The organism is Chryseolinea serpens, from assembly GCF_900129725.1.
Lineage (GTDB): Bacteria > Bacteroidota > Bacteroidia > Cytophagales > Cyclobacteriaceae > Chryseolinea > Chryseolinea serpens.
Genome location: NZ_FQWQ01000005.1, coordinates 583089 through 599967 on the forward strand (window position 1 = coordinate 583089; position 16879 = coordinate 599967).

The following is a 16879-nucleotide window of genomic DNA, read 5'->3' on the forward strand; positions in this document are numbered from 1 at the left end:
CATAAAAAAAGCGGGTGTTGGCCCGCTTATTTTTTATGCTGTATGAACGATCACAATTTGTGCACATGCCCACTGCCGGAGGAGTGGCTGTTCACGCGACTGGGATTTCCTTTATAGCCTACGCTGCCACTGCCGGAGATGCTGCTGTCCAGCTCGTCTTTCACATTGATCTCAACATCGCCCGAGCCGGAGATCCGCACTTCGCACTTGCTGGTTTCCAGGTTGGAGGCCAGCACTTTTCCAGAGCCGCTGATCGACGTTTTCACATTGCCGGCGCTGCCCGATGCTTCGATCTTGCCGGAGCCCGTCACACCAAAGTCGGCCGTGCCGCTGACGTTGATGGCGAGGATCACTTTTCCGGAACCGCTCACGTCGCTGTTGAAGCTGCGGCATTTGCCTTTCAGGTTGATGTCGCCGCTGCCGCTCACGTCGCTTTCAATGTCGCCGGTGGCTTCGGCTTCCAGGCGCAGGTTGCCCGAGCCGCTCACATTCAGGTCGAGGTCGCCGGCCATGATCTTGGTTTCGGCGATCACGTCGCCGGAGCCGGCTACGCTGATGCCTTCAATATCTTTTACGGTGATGTATACATTCACCTCGTCGCCTTCCTTCCAGCGCCAGAACTTCCATTCGCCTTCTTTGCCGATCACGAGTTTGTTGCCGTCCACGTCGGTTTCGATCTCTTCCAACACGTCTTTCCTGCCTTCGATCTCGACCTTTTGCGGACTACCCTGGCGCAGGTAAAGCTTGCCGGGAACGCGGAAAGCGATCCGGGTGAAGGTGCCCACGTTGCGGGTTTCACGTGTCTGCGCTTGTGCCCACGAGGTCAGCATGACGAGTGCCAGCGCGATGAGGAATAGTTGTTTTTTCATATGTCTTAGATGTGGATGTCTTACGGTATAGACTGACCATCCCAGACCAAGGTTGCACGGGTTGGCCTGGAATTTTTAATTCTCTTTCTTTGACGCAAATTTCCGGTCTCGGTTACATGCCCGTCTTTTCATATCACACCCTCCAGGCCCCCACGCAGGGAAGCTATAAGGAAAAAGGAAGCAAATTCCTGGCTTTCGCCTACCCGGTGACGTCCGCCGCCGAGATCAAGGAAACACTGGACAGCCTCCGCAAAGAATATTTCGATGCCCGCCACCACTGCTATGCCTGGATGCTCGGTCCGGACCAAAAACATTTTCGCGCCGCCGACGATGGAGAACCCAACCACTCCGCCGGCGATCCCATTCTCGGACAGATCCGCGCCAAAGGATTGACCGATGTGCTCATCGTGGTGGTGCGCTATTTCGGTGGCATAAAGCTTGGCGTGGGCGGACTGATCACGGCCTACAAAGCCGCCGCCGCCGATGCTCTGCAACACGGCACGATCATTCAAAAAGATGTGATGGAAACCGTGACGTTGCGGTATGACTATTCAGCAACGCCCGAAGTGATGCGGCTGATCAAAGATCTCACGGTTCAAATGGGCGAACAGGAATTTGCCGAACAATGCCGGATGACCATCCACTTCCCCTTAAAACAAAAAGAAAAATTCGAGGAGGCCCTGGCGCTGCTTCAGGCATTGGGCACGGCGGTGAGCGCGGTCTGAAATTTTAGCCTTGCTTCCGGAGTTCATTGATGCGCTGCGAAGCCTCCGTTTCTTTCATGGAAGAAAGAATGGCCCACTGCACATCCGGGATCGACAACGGAGCATAGGCATTGAGTAATTCTTCACCGGAAGAATTCTTTTCGATTCGCGTACCCGACTGCCCGCTCAGCGCAAGATCAATGGAATCCAGGTCGAGCTGCTCCACCAAAATGCTGGTGTTCATCCGGTCCACCTGGTGGAGGATCTTTTCGTCGTAGCCGCTGGCTTTGAGTGTGGCCAGGTAGTGTCGTTTGTTTTCAATGAGGTCGCGGGAGATGGAGCGAAGCTTGTGGTCGGGGCCCACCATGTAGGTCTCGCCGCTTTCACCAAGACCGTCTTCGCGCCAGTGATTGTCGCCGGTCAATATTTGGTTGATCTTGTTGATGGGCATCTGGAAAACGAGGATGCCTGTTTTTTTGTCGTTGTCATAGATCGGGCAGGCAATGAACGATGCCGGCGCGTGGTAGGATGGAGCGTAAGGCTCGAAGTCCACCAGCTTTACAAAATTTTTATCAGTGCTCTCGATCGCCGCTTTCACCACGCGTCCGAAGTTTGTGGTCTGGTAACGGCCGGTCAGCAGGCTGGTGCCAAAGTCCACTTCTTTAAAAACACTGTACACAATGTTGCCCGTGATGGGATCGATAAGAAAAATATCATAGTAGCCAAACTTCTCCAGGAAGCTGAGCATCACCGGGTGATAAAGGGCGTGCACCCGGCCATAGTCGCTGTTTTCGCGCGACGTGATCATGAGCGACTTTTGGCCAGTAGGGTGGGGGTTGGAGGAGATGAAAAGGTATTGGAGCACCGTGGCAATGCCGGCGGGAGGCAGATAGTTTTCCACCTTTTCCACATGCGATGTGTTGTCCAGCAAACGCGGCATAAACTCACCGGTATAGTAGTGTTTCACGCTTTCCTTCATCTGCGCCGGATTTTCAGGGGGCAACGCATCGAACGCATGGGTAAAGGCGTTCATGGCGTCGATCACCATTTTGTTTTCCGAGAAGGTGATGATCTGGCTCCGGATGATGTCGAAATAATACTCCACGTTGCGCTTCTTGGTGGAGGTGATGGACTTGAGCTGGTCGAAACGGGATTGATGGTTCAGGCTGGTCAGTTGGCGGAACAGCTCGTGGTATTTGCGGCTGATCTCCTCCTGCGTGGCTTGCAACTCTTCCTGGTTTTGCCGCAGCTCCTCTTCCTGGGCGCGCATGTGCTCGGTCTGTTCCTGCGAATCCTGTAAAAGTTTGCGCGTATGTTCCGCCGTGCGAAAAGAGATGATGTTGTGGGCAATGGTTTCACCGATCTTCTCCACGAAAGCAATCTCGTGTTTTTCAAATTCCTTGAACGAAGCCAGCTCCACGACGCCGACAACGTCTTCATTCATTTTTAGCGGCGCGATCAAAACAAAACGCGGGTTGGCGTCGCCGAGACCGGAGGTGATGCGTATAAAATTGTCGGGCACATTCTTCAGGTAGGCGGTCCGCTTTTCCAGGAAGACTTGCCCGATCAGCCCTTCGCCCGGCGTGATGGTTTTGCTGAGATATTTCCGGCGGTCGAAGGCATAACAGGCCTGCATGTTCAGCAGGGTGTCGCCCGTGTCGGTGGTGTTGATGATGAAAATGGTGCCCTGGTTGGCGCGCAGCAACACGACCAGGTTGCGGAGAATGTCGTGACAGAGTTCGCTCAGGCTTTTGTCGGTGCGCATCACTTCCACAAAGCGGGCCAGCCCGTCGGTGGTCCAGTTGCGCTTCCGGTCTTCGTCTTTGACGGCGAGGAGGTTCTCTTTTATTTTTAGCAGGGAGTGACCGAGTTGATCATCGGCACTGGTAGGTTCATAGGTGGCTTGCAGGTTTCCGTCGCCGATGTGATTGGCAAAGGCCGTTTTGTGTTTTAGCCCTTCGCCGGTGTGGTGGATCGCTTGCGTGATCGCCATGAACTCGTCCTGACCATTTTGGTGGAACGGCTCATCCAGTTTTCCTGCCGCCAAAAGCTTTGATACTTCCTCTACTTTATCGAACCGCAGGATGAATGCCCTTAGAAAAAGGAAGGCAAACAATCCATACCCCAACGTCGCCACTAAAGCTCCAACCCAAACCGAGGCTGGGGGCGTGGGAAATATCGCGAGGGCAAGGACGAACAAAAGGAGGAATAGAACAGGAACGATGACCAGAAGAACGAGCTTAACCAAGAGCCTGCGCTTTGGAAGAATAAGAGCCATGAGAGATACACAGATTTAGGGTGACGCATGAAAATACAAATTTTCTAAATCCAAAGCGTCATGCCCCATTTGCATTTTACCGGTAACGTTTGTGGTAGAAAAGAATAAATTCAGGTCAAGCGCCCGTGTGTGCGTGTTCGTCTCTCAACCCGGCGGCCTATCCGCAGGGTTGGGATGGACTTTACGTCGGCGTGTTTTCATCCTAAACCAGCGCCGGAGCCTTCAGGGCAAAGCAGGCGCCCTGGAGGTTTTCGCTCAGGCGGATCTGGCACGCCAGCCGGCTTTGCGCCGTGGCATTGGGTAGCGTATCCAGCATGTCGAGCTCGGCATCGCCCGGTGCCGGCAGCCGGTCGCCACCCGACAGCACTTCGAGATGACACGTGGCACACAAGGCCATGCCCCCGCACGTGGCAGCGATGGGATAGTCGGAAGCTTTCAATACTTCCATCAGGCTTAGATTGATGTCGCCCGGGAGTTCCAGGGTCTGCACCTGGCCGGTGTGGTCTTCGACGGAGAACGTTATCATGGTCTTGCCGCAGGTTTATTTCAAAGGATCAAAAAGCATTCACGCCGTTGACGGTGGTGTATTTAAAGCTGAGCTTCTGACTGGGATACACAAACTCGAACGCGCGCTGTGCCATCAATGCCGCTTCGTGAAAGCCGCAAAGGATGAGCTTCAGTTTCCCGGGATACGTGTTGATGTCGCCAATGGCAAAGATGCCTTCCACGTTGGTGGAATAATCCACGGTGTTCACTTCAATGGCGCTCTTGTCGAGGTTCAGTCCCCAGTCGGCAATGGGTCCCAGCTTAGGACTCAGGCCGAAGAGCGGGATGAGAAAATCGGTTTCAATTTCCTTCACGACTTTCTGCTTGTCCACCACCGACACACTCTTCACCACGCCGTTGCCGTTCACCGCTTGCAGGTTGGCGCTGAGTAACAGATCGATCTTGCCTTCTTCAGCGAGCTTCATCACTTTCTCCGCAGAATCGGGAGCACCACGAAACGATTCGTTGCGATGGATCAGGGTGACACGCTCGGCGATCGCGGAGAGATAGATGGTCCAATCCAGGGCCGAGTCGCCGCCACCGGCAATCACAAGCCTGCGTTGGCGAAATGTTTCGGGGTCCTTCACCATATAGGTAACACCCCGGCCCTCAAAGCGCTCCAGGTTTTGCAACTCGGGCTTGCGCGGCTCGAAGCTCCCTAAACCCGCGGCGATCACCACCACTTTGCTTTTCACCTGCGTGCCGTCGACCGTCGTGACGATGAAGCTGCCGTCTTCCGAACGGGTCAGGCCATCCACGCGTTCGCCCAGGGTGAAGGTGGGTTTGAAGGGTGCGATCTGCTGACGGAGGTTGTCCACCAGGGTTTGGGCGTTCACTTCGGGAAACCCGGGGATGTCATAGATCGGTTTCTTTGGATAGATCTCCGAAAGCTGTCCACCGATCTGCGGCAACGCGTCGATCAGGTGACAACGCATTTTCAAAAGCCCGGCTTCGAAAACGGCAAACAGGCCCACCGGCCCGGCCCCGATAATGCAAATGTCTGTCTGGATCATAGCGTTTTTATGTTGGTATGCGTGTAAATGTAGTGTAATAACTATTAGTATAACAACTATTTCTATACGAATAAGTTTCAGAAAAGGCCTTTTTTAGCCTAAATTCTTATAGATCGTGTCCAGGATGCGCTTGAATTGGTTGAAGTCCCGCTCGGAGAGACCCTCCCAGGCCTTGAGGCGGATGGCCTTTATTTTCGGGCTCAGTTGCTCTACTTTTTTGGTGCCTTCCTTGGTCAGGCTCACCATGAAACTGCGCCGGTCCGTGGGATGCACGTTGCGCACGGTGAGGCCTTTGTCGCAAAGCAGATCGATGATGCGCGTGAGGGTGGGATTGTCTTTGAATAGGAACTCGGCCAGCTCGTTTTGCTTCATGCTGTCGTGTTCATACAGATGTTTCAACACGATCCATTGATCCACGGTGACATTGAACCCCAGTTCGGTGAAGCGCTGCTGGGCATATTGCTTTACGCGCTTCGCCGTGCGGTCCAACAGGAAGGAATACGAGCTGTACTGGTCGTCGTTCATAACACTAATAATTAGTATACAAACTTATGGATAATTCCGAAAGCTTTTCGGCTTTTCGGAAAAACCAGGAGACCGTAACAAAAATTGGAAAGGGCGGACTATTCGTTTTTCAACGTGGTCGCGGGATTGACACGGGCCATTTTCAACGTCAGCGCGCTGAGGGTGCCCCACGCCAGGCCAACGAGGGCCAACCCGGCGCCGGCAAAGATGAATGGATTCACATCTACCCGGTAGGTAAAATTCTGCAACCATTCGTTCATCAGCCACCAGGCCACCGGCGTGGCCAACACGATGGCGAACAACACCAGCTTGGTAAAGTCCTTCAATAAAATGAATACCAGGTCGGCAAAGCTTGCGCCTAATACTTTGCGCACACTCACTTCCTTTGTACGGTTCTGGAAGGTAAGGGCGGCAATACCCAGCAGGCCCAGGCAAGCGATGAGAATGGCCACCACCGAAAATACGAGCAGCACATTGGCGATCTTTTGTTCTTCGGCATATTGTTCGTTGAGGGTGTCGGATAAGAACGAGAACTCGAACCCGAAACGATTGTCGAACTTTTTCCAGGTGGCGGTGATATCCTTCAGCGTGGCGTCAAAATCAGTGGTGTTCAATTTTATCAGCACATAGTTGAAGCTGGCGTTGCGCACGGTGAAAATGAGGGGTTGCACGGCCTGGTGTAGCGATTGAAAATGAAAATCTTTTACGATGCCGAGGATGCTTCCTTTTTGCAGATCGCCATCGCGGTCCAATATGATTTCCTTCCCGACAGGCTGATTTAGGTTGAGACTCCTGGCGGCGGTCTCGTTCAGCAGGAAGCCTTCGACGTCGGCGGGATTTTCGCGGAGGAAGTCGCGGCCGTCGGCGAGCGGAATGTCGAGCACTTTCAGCAGGTCATAGCTCACGTCAAATTCCGACATATCGACGTCGTGGTCCGGATCGGCAACCGTGTGCACGTTTTGCTGGTTGAACGAGCGGCCCGGAATATTGGAGGCTGCCGACACTTCCATGACGCCTTTCACTTTGCTGAGCTCCGTGTGCAACTCATCCTGGTGTCCGCGAAGGGCACCGCGATTTTTTATCGGGATGACGACGACGGCTTCTTTGTTGAAACCGAGCGAGCGGTGTTCCACGGCGTTCAACTGTTTATAGATGATGGTGCTCACGCAAATCAGGATCATGGAGGCGCTAAACTGAAACACAGTGAATCCATTTCGCAACCTTGCGCCGCCAGGGCTTTGCAACAATTTGCCTTTCAAAACCGAAGCAGGCTTCACTCCCGAAAGAAAGACCGAAGGATAGAATCCCGCCAGCAATCCGGCCATTAGCCCAAGCGTTAAAAGGGCCGCGACGGAGTATCCGGTAAGATGCATTTGCTGATGCGTGGCAAAACTGAACAACGGCGACATCAATTCGATGATCACCAGCGAAAGCACAGTAGCCACCAACGCCACCAACACAGATTCCCCTGTGAACTGAGTCATCAGCTGCCCGCGAAAAGCCCCCAGCGATTTGCGGATGCCAATTTCCTTGGCTCGTCCCGACGATTGTGCGGTGCTGAGGTTTACAAAATTTATACAGGCAATGACCAGGATCAGGATGGCCGCTGCGCTCATCATGTACACATACTCGATGTTGCCGTTGGGCTCGAGTTCCCACCGCAGGTTCGAACGCAAGTGAATGTCAGTGATAGGTTGCAGCCGGAACTTGTAATGGTTCTCTTCGAGATACCGGAAAGTTTCAGCCGACCAGTCCTCGTATTTTTTTACCCAGGGGAGGAGCTTGGCTTCAAGGGCTTTTGCGTCTGTTCCGGGTTTCAGGCGGACGTAGTTGTAGTGACCGAAATCCTTCCAGGTATAATACTCACTGTCCGGATCACCCGCTTTTTCGCGAACATACGGCACCAGGATGTCAGCGTGGAAATGCGATAGTGCAGGCACATCTTTGAACACACCGATCACCGCGATGGTGTTACGCTCGTCATTTACCGAGAGCAATTTGCCCATCGGATCGTCGTTGCCGAAATATCTTTTGGCAGCCGATTCGGAGATCAGCACACCGTCTGTCCGTTTCAATGCTTTGTTAGGATCACCTTTGGTCAGTGAAAATGAAAATACTTTGAAGAACGTGCTGTCGACAGCCAGCACTTCGCGCTCCTCATACTGAATATCTTTTTCCGTGTTCCGGAAAGAGAACGTCCTCCGGGTTAGGCCGGGCCCCCAGAGCGGGGTTAGGCTGACCGCGCTCTCCACTTCCGGAAAGTCGCTCATCATGGCCTGCGCCATGGGGTGGGGAGTGCGTGTCTGTGGATCACCGCTTTCCCAAACGACGCGGTAAATATTTTCGGAACCGGTGTGGTACCGGTCATAGGCTAGTTCGGTGCGGAGGTATTGCAGGATCAAAAAGACGCAGGTGATGCCCAAAGTCAACCCCCCGATATTGATGAGGCTGTAGTTTTTATTCTTGAGCAGGCTCCGGAAGGAGGTGATGAAGTAATTTTTTAACATGGCATTGGGTTAGCGGTTTGCGTTACCCAATTTACGTACCAACGCCCAAATCCCATCCCAATCCATAAAATCCCGCATTTTTAGGTATCGACCGACCGGTTATGTGCAACGGCGTCCAATTCCGGACTATGGCTATTTCTTTGATTTTTTCTATTTTTGATGAGCCTATGAAAATCATGGTTTCTACATATCGCCCCGCAACTGCCGGAATAATGGTGGCCTAACGACAGGCACGTCGCATTTTTTTGTGATCGTCTTTTGCCTGTCGCCCGGATTCTAAACATCCCTTTTATTTCCATTTTCCATTGCCGGATCGCCTTTGCCTTTTTGGTTTAGGGTGGTCTGCTAAACTTTTTTATACCATGACATCATTGGATCAGTATGGCTGGCAAGCCTATCGCTCGTCACATCCACAACCCATAGAAATGAACGGTCTCATCCTGGGCCGCATCGTCAGCATCAAAGGATTTAAATATTATGCCCAAACCGAAAACGGCGAACTCGAGACCGAGCTCTCCGGAAAGTTGCTCTACATCGCCGAGAACACCGAGCTTCCAAAAGTAGGTGACTGGGTTTCGCTCATGGCCTACGACACGATGGGCTATATCATTGATGTGCTTCCGCGCAAGAACGCGTTGGCTCGCAGAAACCCTGGCGCGCCCACCCAAAAGCAAATCCTGGCCACGAACATCGATGCAGCCTTGATCGTGCAGGGCCTCGACCGCGAGTTCAACATCATGCGCCTGGAGCGTTACCTCGTGCAGTTGGCTGCCTGTGGCATTGCGTCCATCGTGGTGCTCAATAAGGCCGACCTTGTTCCTGACCCTCCTGCGTATGTTGACGCAGTTGAAAAATTGCAGCGTCCTTGTGTTGTGCAAGTGTGCAGCACCTATACCGGGATGGGGTTGGATGCGCTAAGACAAAACCTGTTGCAACCGGGCTGTACGTATGTAATGATCGGTTCCAGCGGCGTGGGGAAAAGCTCGCTCCTCAATGCGCTGATGAACACCGCCACCCAAACCATCAACGCTACCAGCGAAGCCAACCATAAAGGCAGGCACACCACGACGACGCGCGATCTTTTTCTGCTCCCTCAGGAAAGTTTGCTCATCGACACACCCGGTATGCGCGAGTTTGGTCTCACCGGCGACGAAGATGTCACATCCGGGGACCTCTTCCCGGTCATCCAGCGATTCGCGGCCCAGTGCCGATTCAACGACTGCCAGCATGTGGATGAATTGGGATGCGCAGTGATCGAAGCGCTTCACAACGGGACACTCTCGTCCGAGGTCTATGACAGCTATGTGAAGCTTAAAAAAGAACAACGCCGTTTCGAGATCGACGCCGAGGAAAAAAAACGATTGAACAAACAATTCGGCAAGATCACCCGCGAGGCCAAGAACTATCGCAAAAAGTACAAGTATTGATTTGCATTCGCGTTTTTAATCAAACAAAAAGCCCCGGCAGGAACCGGGGCTTTTTTTATCGGAGCAATTTATCCCGAATCTCTCTCCACGTGACCAATTGAATGGCATTGTCCTTTAACAACTTTTTGCAATCGGCGCTGCTAAAAAAATCAAAATCAGCTTGCCTCCAGGCAGCGCCGAAGTCCGGGTGCCCGATGGTGACGGCCTGCATCTCCGTGTTGTCGTACGCGGCGTGCAGGAGGATGCAGTTCAAACCCGGTTGAAGGGACGTGAGCGCGCCCGTGTAAAAATTTTTCATGCCCTTTGCATAATCGGCAGGCGTGGCCATCACGATCTTGTCGAGCATAACATCCTTGTCGGTGAGCAGGCCATTGAAATTGGCAGCGCCAAACATATTCACGATATCGCGATTCAGGAGCACAGGCACTTTATACTCGTGCCCCAGCTTGATATAGATCTTTAAGAAATCCAGGCTGGCCAGCACACTGCCCATGTGGGTGTCGAGGTGTGTTGGGTCTACTCCAAATTGTTTGGCCCGTTCCACCTGCGCATGCAACTCCTGTTCCACATCCTGGAGACTTGCCATTTTTGCTAACTCTTCGACGGAGGCGGGCAGAAAACCTTTTTGCGTGGTCAGGCTCTTGGCTTGCTGGTGCAAAACCGGTCCCCATTTATAAGGATCCCACTCGGCGGTCAGGGTAAGGTGCAAGCCAAGGTCTGCATTGGGATGGGCAGTGGCATAGGCCGCAATTTCCGGGAACCACGGGCAGGGCACCATGATACTCCCCGAATTCACCGCGCCTTTTTCCAACGCCTGGATCGAGGCCTCGTTCTCGCTGTGCGAAACACCGAGGTCGTCGGCGTGGATAATGAGGAGCTTGGTGTTTTTTGGATAGCCTAACCGTTCGGCAACGGTCTTCTGTTGCGCCTGCGCGCCGATCGATAACGAAAATAAAAACAGGAGTGCAAAGATTCGCATGGGGGTATTTTTTGGTTAAGGTATTCTTTCGTCAGAGCTTGATCTGCGACAAAGCTGATCTCGCCAGCCTTAGGGTTTCAGCCACAGATCGATGGGCCTGTCTACCTTGGCGTGAAAGGGCAGGCTGATCTTTTTGCCTTGTCCTGCGGCGGCATAGGCAGCATAGATCACTTCCAATACAGCGCGACCCAATTCTCCGGTGACGAGAGGTTCTTTATTTTGCTGAACACATTCGATGAAGTGCTTCAGCTCATGCGGATAACCTTGGTTGAACACTTCCTCGAAAATAGGAAAGCTCCAACCCGCTGTGGTGTCGGCTTTTTCCATAGCATAGCCGTAGCCGTTCTTGCTATAGGCCAACGCGGCGTTGCCCAGGAAGAGGTCGGCATAGATCACGCCTTCGGTGCCATAGACTTCGCTTTTGTCGTCCATGCCGCCGTGCTTTGCCCAACTGTTTTCGGCTACGGCGGTAACACCGTTTTCAAATTCTACGATTACGACCGAGTTGTCTTCGCCTTGCGTACGGCCTCCGTGCAACACGGTAGCCATGCTCGCGGATACGGATTTTACTTTGGCATTATTCAACATCCAGAAAAACCAGCCGAAAGCGTGACAGCCCATGTCCATGAGCACACCGCCGCCGGCTTGCTTGATGTCATAGAACCAGTCGCCATGGGGCCCGGAATGTTTCTCGGCTTGCTTTAGCATATAGACTTTGCCTACGGCGCCTTCTTTCACCAGGTGGCGCACGCGTTCATATTTTGGAGCGAAGCACAATTCTTCCGCATACATCAGTTTCACGTTGGCTTTCTTGCACGCATCGATCATGGCGTCGGCTTCTTCCAACGTAACGGCCAACGGTTTTTCGATGATGACATGTTTGCCAGCCTTGGCCGCTTTCAATGTTGTTTCGGCATGCAGAAAGTTGGGCAGACAAATATCGACCACTTCGCAGCCTGATTTTTGCAGGAGCTCGTCCACATTGTCGAACCATTGGGGGATGTGATATTTTTCGGCGAAGGCCTTGGCCTTGTCTTTATTGCGGGCATAAACGGCCACCACTTCGGCTTCGGGTATGAAGCGGTGGTAGCTTTCTACGTGAATGTCGGTGATGAATCCTGCGCCAAGGATGGCTACTTTTGTACGTTGCATGCGATGTAAGGTGGTTTTATTTTTTTATAATTTCGATGCTTAAAGCGCCCACGCTTTTTCACCCTCCGTATACGGCACACAGCCTTCGAAGCGGCCGGGCACAGGAAGATAATTCAGTGCTTTCGTGGCGCCAGGCTCGGAGGTGAAATATCCCCAGGTGGTGAGCTGTTTTATCAATGTGAAATAATGTTCAGGATCTGCCTCCCGCTTGGTGCTGGCATAGGCTTTTGCCTCCTTGTTCACGGCCGAGAGCAATGTATTTTGCTCTTCTCCGGAAAGTTTGATAAAGTCCTTATCATATTTCTTTTGGCTCAATGCTTTTAGCGTGGCCATGCCGTCGACAAAAATTTTGTGTTCGGCGTCGCTGTAACAATCCGTAACGATCACGCGCATGAAATCCCCGATGCGTGCCGCTTTTGCCCCGGGCGAATCCGTGGTTGTGGGAATGATCACTTCACCGACAGCATCGAGGAAGGCAATGTCGTCGGGGGAAAAAGGTTCTCGTTTCTTTTCCGGTGTTTTGCAGGCTGTCAGAAAAATCTGTGCGCCTACTATACTACCACCCAATACACGGGCCGTTGCGGCCAGGGCTTCTCTTCGGTTCATGATCAGAGGTTTTTGCGTTTCATTTCTTCTACGGCGTGGTTTGCGGCCCGCGCCGTCAGGGCCATGTATAAGATCGAAGGGCTTTGGTTGCCGGTGCTGGTCATGCACGCGCCATCGGTAACGAAAACATTTTTGCACTGATGCACTTGGTTCCACCCGTTGAGGATCGATGTCTTTGGATCGCGCCCCATGCGGGCACCACCCATTTCGTGGATGTCCAGGCCCGGTGCCTGGTGCGTGTCGTAGGGGCTGATGTCAAGACATCCCGCTTTCGCAAGCATCTCGCTGCTTTGCGTAAGAAAGTCTTTGATCATCTTTTCGTCGTTGTCGTCGTATCCTACGGAAGTGACGAGGAGTGGAATGCCCCACTGATCTTTTTCTGTATCGCTGAGCCGCACATGGTTCGAAGCTTTCGGGATGGTCTCGCCTTGCATATACATGTAGGTGCGCCAGCCTCCGGGTTTGGATAATGCACTTTTGAAGGGAGCACCCAGCTCTGTTTCACCGGCATCTTCCGCGCCCCGCGGCCGGTAAGCGCCCACGAACGTGGTGAAGCCACCAAAATAGTCGGTGTCCTGTTTATGAAGATTGCGATAGTTGGCCAGTATAGGTTCCGTTGGATTTCGCCCGTAAGTATAGCGATCTTGAAAACCTTCGATCGAAGCCGATACGCTTCCCCGATAGAGATGGAAGGCAACATACTTTCCAAGCACACCGCTGTCGTTGCCGAGCCCATTGGGGAAGCGATTGCTCTTGGAGTTGAGTAACACCAGCGTACTATTCAATGCCGAACCATTTACAAAAATGACACGGGCAAAATATTCGGTGGACTCCTGCGTGTTTGCGTCGATGACGCGCACGCCGGTGGCTTTTCCTTTTTGTTCGTCATATATAATAGAGTGCACGACGGAGAAAGGACGGACCGTGAGGTTTCCGGTCTTATGCGCCCACGGCAATGTGGATGAGACTGAACTGAAATAGCCACCATACGGACACCCTCGCATACACATGTTGCGCGCCTGACACTTTCCTCTTCCTTGTTTCAAATGAAGTTCTGTGGGCTGCGTCAGGTGTGCCCAGCGGGCGTGAACGAGGTGGCGATCCTTATAGTGTTCTTTGATTTTTTTCTGAAGATGGGATTCCACGCAGTTGAATTCAAAAGGAGGAAGGAATTCGCCATCGGGCATGGCTTCGATGCCGTCTTTGTTTCCGCAGATGCCGATAAATTTTTCAACATGCGAATACCATGGCGCCACGTCGTTATAACGGATGGGCCAGTCCAAACCATAGCCGAACCGGTCGGGTGCCGTGAATTCAAAATTGCTCCACCGTTGCGTGGCGCGCCCCCAGGTGAGTGACTTGCCGCCGACCTGGTAGCCACGAATCCAATCGAAAGGTTTTTCTTGTACGTAGGGGTGATCCTTGTCTTTGATAAAGAAGTGTGCAGACTCTTCGCCGAAGCCCGCGGCCTTACTGATGAGCGGATTTTCTTCCAGGAACTTCCGAGGCATTCGTCCGCGATGTTCAAGTTCCCAGGGTGCCTTTGTGGCGGTGGGATAGTCTTTCTGGTGCTCTACGTTTCGCCCGCGCTCCAAGACCAGCGTTTTCAATCCTTGTTCGCAAAGTTCTTTCGCGGCCCATCCACCGCTGATCCCCGAACCGATGACGATGGCGTCATACGTATTTTTTGCCACGCCGGCGGCGTTGACATTAACAGAACTACTATCTTTTTGCATGGACGCGTCAGTTGGTTTTCGAACTAAAATTGAAAACCGAATCCGACTAAAGCAAACGATTGAATTAAAAGTTGATGGGTGGCTCTGCTTTTATCCTTCGATCGAACGACGGATACCGAGCTCCAGTCCTCGCAACTCCGCCAGTCCTCTCAACCGCCCGATAGCTGAATAGCCTGGGTAGGTCGTTTTCTTCAGGTCGTCCAGCATTTGGTGGCCGTGGTCGGGTCGCATCGGGATGGACGTTTTGCGTCGTTGCATCAGGCGCACGATCGCGTGCACCACTGCGGGCATGTTCGCGTCGCCTTCCAGGTGGTTGGCTTCGTAGAAATTTCCTTGCGCGTCGCGTTGGGTGCTGCGCAGGTGGAGGAAATGAATGTGATCGCCTAGGCGTTGGATCATTCCCGGCAAGTCGTTGTCGGCACGTGCACCATAGGAACCCGTGCAAAAACAAAGACCGTTGGCAGGCGATGGTGCAGCTTGAATGATCTCGGTGGCATCTTTCTCCGTGCTCACAACGCGGGGCAAACCCAGGATGGGGTAGGGAGGATCGTCTGGATGAATAGCCATCTTCACACCGGCCTCCGCCGCGACCGGGATAATTTTCTGGAGAAAATGGAAAAGATTTTCCTTTAATTTGGCTGCGTCAATGCCTTCGTATTTTTTCAGAGCCTCCAATATTTCCTGCGGTGTGAAAGGAACATCGCTGCCGGGAAGTCCGAGCATGGTATTGCGAAATAATTTTTGACGCTCTGCATCACTCATGCTGTCGAAGCGCTCGCGTGCCAATTGTTGTTCGGCAGGGGTGTAGTCTTTCTCCGCTCCGGGACGCTTCAGCAAAAAGAGATCGAAGGCAATAAAGGCAGCCCGCTCGAAATAGAGCGCTTTGCTGCCATCGGGGAGGGTATACGAAATGTCGGTGCGCATCCAATCCAGGATGGGCATAAAATTATAAGTGATCACCTTCAATCCACACTGGCCCGCGTTGCGAAGGCTCTCTTTGTATTGTTCGATGTACCGCAAGTAGTCGCCCGTTTGACGCTTGATGTCTTCGTGGACGGGTAGGCTCTCCACAACCGTCCACCCCAACCCGGCTTTTTCGATCATGGCTTTGCGGAGATTGATCTCCTCGGTGGTCCACACATCGCCCACGGGAATGTGATGCAAGGCAGTGACAACACCGGTGCACCCGGCTTGACGAATATCGGCGAGACTGACCGGATCGTTGGGTCCGTACCAGCGCATGGTTTGTTCCATCATCATGATCGCAACTAAATTATTGGTTGAACGAAAATATACAGTCCTCCAGAACTTCACTACTTCGCAATAGACTTTTTTCGGCTGGGCCCTAATGCTCCTCGCCTTCCTCGCTGTTCTTCATTTTGCCCAGGATATCATAAGCGCCCTTGACGACAACGGCTGCGTTTGGAGAAAACTCCTGCGGTGTGATCACTTCCGTAAACCCGTTTTCGTGGATGCCGGTTTTTATCTCGATCAATTTAAACATACGGCCGCTTTCGCTTGCTCCCTCGGGAGTCGTGAAAATGTATTTCTTTCCTTCAAAGGCCACGATGGCTTCGTCGGGCAGCGTTGGGGTTTCGCGGTTGCCGGTCTCCACCTGGGCGGTCAGGTACATACCGGGCAGCAGGTTGGTGTCTTCGTTGTCGAGATGACAGTGCACGCGCACGGTGCGCTGTTCGCTGATCTCACGACCGATGAGGTGGACGGTGGCCGTGCGCTCCCGGGTTTCATTGGCCAGCACAAACCTTACTTTTTGCCCAATCTTAAGTTTGAGCACATCCTTCTCAAACACCGTGAGCTCAGCGTGCAGGTGCTCGGTGTCTACGATCTTGAAAATGGCGTGGGTGGGCGTGACATACATGCCGATGTTGGCGTTCACCTCGGTCACAAAACCGCTGATCGGCGAGTACAACGGAATGGTCTGATGGATCTCCGACGTCTTCTCCAATTGATCGGGGTTGATGTTGATGAGTTGGAGTTTTCCACGCAACCCGTTCACTTTCGCCAGCATCCCTAAATAGGAAGCCTTGGATTGTTGCAGCGTTTTTGTTGCGTTCACATTCTCTTTGGCCAATTCTTCCTGGCGCTTGAACTCTTCCTGCAGAAAATCCAATTGGCTTTTTTGTTCCAGGTAATCTTGCTGGAGCTGAATGTATTCGGTGCTTTCCATCACCGCCACCACTTCACCCTTGCGAACGGCTTTTCCTTGCAACAGGTCCGTGGATTTAAGAAAGCCTCCCAACGGCGCGGAGATGCTCACGAGATTTTGCGGCGGCACGTCCAACATACCATTTACCGTCACCGCCCCGCTAAGCGCTCTCGGTTCAATCTTTCCCCACTGAATGCCTGCCGTGGCAAACTGGTCGGTCGTAAATTCCACGGCATCGGCATGCACGGCAGTTTCTTCAGCTTTTGGTGTCTCCTCTGGTTTTGATTTTTGACACGCCGATAAGGCAGCCAGCATGACCATCGGAAAAGTGTATCGTATAAAATTTGAGCTCTTGAACATATGTCTTTAG

14 protein-coding genes are annotated in these 16879 nt (G+C 52.8%); 2 read left to right on the top strand and 12 right to left on the bottom strand.

Going from position 1 to position 16879, the window contains the following annotated elements:
- Positions 1–50 precede the first annotated feature (50 nt).
- Positions 51–869: a head GIN domain-containing protein gene (locus tag BUB30_RS30540; RefSeq protein ID WP_073142171.1), complete on the bottom strand. Its 819-nt coding sequence runs from the start codon at positions 867–869 to the stop codon at positions 51–53.
- Between the two features lie 89 nt (positions 870–958).
- On the opposite strand from BUB30_RS30540, the gene BUB30_RS30545 reads away from it, so the two are divergent.
- Complete coding sequence (locus BUB30_RS30545) at positions 959–1594, top strand: IMPACT family protein (protein ID WP_245804202.1); 636 nt, start codon at positions 959–961, stop codon at positions 1592–1594.
- 4 nt (positions 1595–1598) lie between these two features.
- Here the strand turns inward: BUB30_RS30545 and BUB30_RS30550 are convergent, their stop codons facing one another.
- The 5 genes from BUB30_RS30550 to BUB30_RS30570 all read right to left on the bottom strand — a co-directional run bounded on the left by BUB30_RS30550 (position 1599) and on the right by BUB30_RS30570 (position 8442).
- Complete coding sequence (locus BUB30_RS30550; RefSeq protein WP_178377235.1) at positions 1599–3821, bottom strand: GAF domain-containing protein; 2223 nt, start codon at positions 3819–3821, stop codon at positions 1599–1601.
- 232 nt (positions 3822–4053) lie between these two features.
- On the bottom strand, positions 4054–4377 hold the full coding sequence (locus BUB30_RS30555; protein ID WP_073142177.1) for a 2Fe-2S iron-sulfur cluster-binding protein: 324 nt from the start codon (positions 4375–4377) through the stop codon (positions 4054–4056).
- Between the two features lie 28 nt (positions 4378–4405).
- Positions 4406–5410 carry an NAD(P)/FAD-dependent oxidoreductase gene (locus tag BUB30_RS30560; RefSeq protein WP_073142179.1) on the bottom strand — a complete coding sequence of 335 codons (1005 nt, stop codon included), beginning with the start codon at positions 5408–5410 and terminating at the stop codon, positions 4406–4408.
- A 93-nt stretch (positions 5411–5503) separates the two neighbouring features.
- The gene (locus tag BUB30_RS30565; protein WP_073142180.1) at positions 5504–5935 is read right to left on the bottom strand and encodes a MarR family winged helix-turn-helix transcriptional regulator; all 432 of its coding nucleotides are present in this window, start codon (positions 5933–5935) and stop codon (positions 5504–5506) included.
- Between the two features lie 98 nt (positions 5936–6033).
- Positions 6034–8442, bottom strand: coding sequence for an ABC transporter permease (locus BUB30_RS30570; RefSeq protein WP_073142182.1), 2409 nt, complete (start codon positions 8440–8442; stop codon positions 6034–6036).
- Positions 8443–8804: 362 nt separating this feature from the next.
- Between BUB30_RS30570 and rsgA the strand changes: the two genes are divergently transcribed.
- The gene (gene rsgA, locus BUB30_RS30575) at positions 8805–9869 is read left to right on the top strand and encodes a ribosome small subunit-dependent GTPase A (RefSeq protein WP_073142183.1); all 1065 of its coding nucleotides are present in this window, start codon (positions 8805–8807) and stop codon (positions 9867–9869) included.
- A gap of 55 nt (positions 9870–9924) precedes the next feature.
- Here the strand turns inward: rsgA and BUB30_RS30580 are convergent, their stop codons facing one another.
- The 6 genes from BUB30_RS30580 to BUB30_RS30605 all read right to left on the bottom strand — a co-directional run bounded on the left by BUB30_RS30580 (position 9925) and on the right by BUB30_RS30605 (position 16869).
- On the bottom strand, positions 9925–10848 hold the full coding sequence (locus BUB30_RS30580; RefSeq protein ID WP_073142185.1) for a polysaccharide deacetylase family protein: 924 nt from the start codon (positions 10846–10848) through the stop codon (positions 9925–9927).
- Between the two features lie 69 nt (positions 10849–10917).
- A complete protein-coding gene (locus tag BUB30_RS30585) occupies positions 10918–12000 on the bottom strand; it encodes a Gfo/Idh/MocA family protein (protein ID WP_073142186.1) in 1083 nt (360 codons plus the stop codon).
- 39 nt (positions 12001–12039) lie between these two features.
- Positions 12040–12606, bottom strand: a complete 567-nt coding sequence (locus tag BUB30_RS30590; RefSeq protein WP_073142188.1) for a gluconate 2-dehydrogenase subunit 3 family protein — start codon at positions 12604–12606, stop codon at positions 12040–12042.
- A 2-nt stretch (positions 12607–12608) separates the two neighbouring features.
- Positions 12609–14342, bottom strand: coding sequence for a GMC oxidoreductase (locus tag BUB30_RS30595; RefSeq protein WP_073142190.1), 1734 nt, complete (start codon positions 14340–14342; stop codon positions 12609–12611).
- A 90-nt stretch (positions 14343–14432) separates the two neighbouring features.
- The gene (gene uxuA, locus BUB30_RS30600; RefSeq protein WP_221408822.1) at positions 14433–15602 is read right to left on the bottom strand and encodes a mannonate dehydratase; all 1170 of its coding nucleotides are present in this window, start codon (positions 15600–15602) and stop codon (positions 14433–14435) included.
- A gap of 85 nt (positions 15603–15687) precedes the next feature.
- Entirely contained in the window at positions 15688–16869 is a 1182-nt protein-coding gene (locus BUB30_RS30605; RefSeq protein ID WP_073142192.1) for an efflux RND transporter periplasmic adaptor subunit, read from the bottom strand.
- Positions 16870–16879 lie beyond the last annotated feature (10 nt).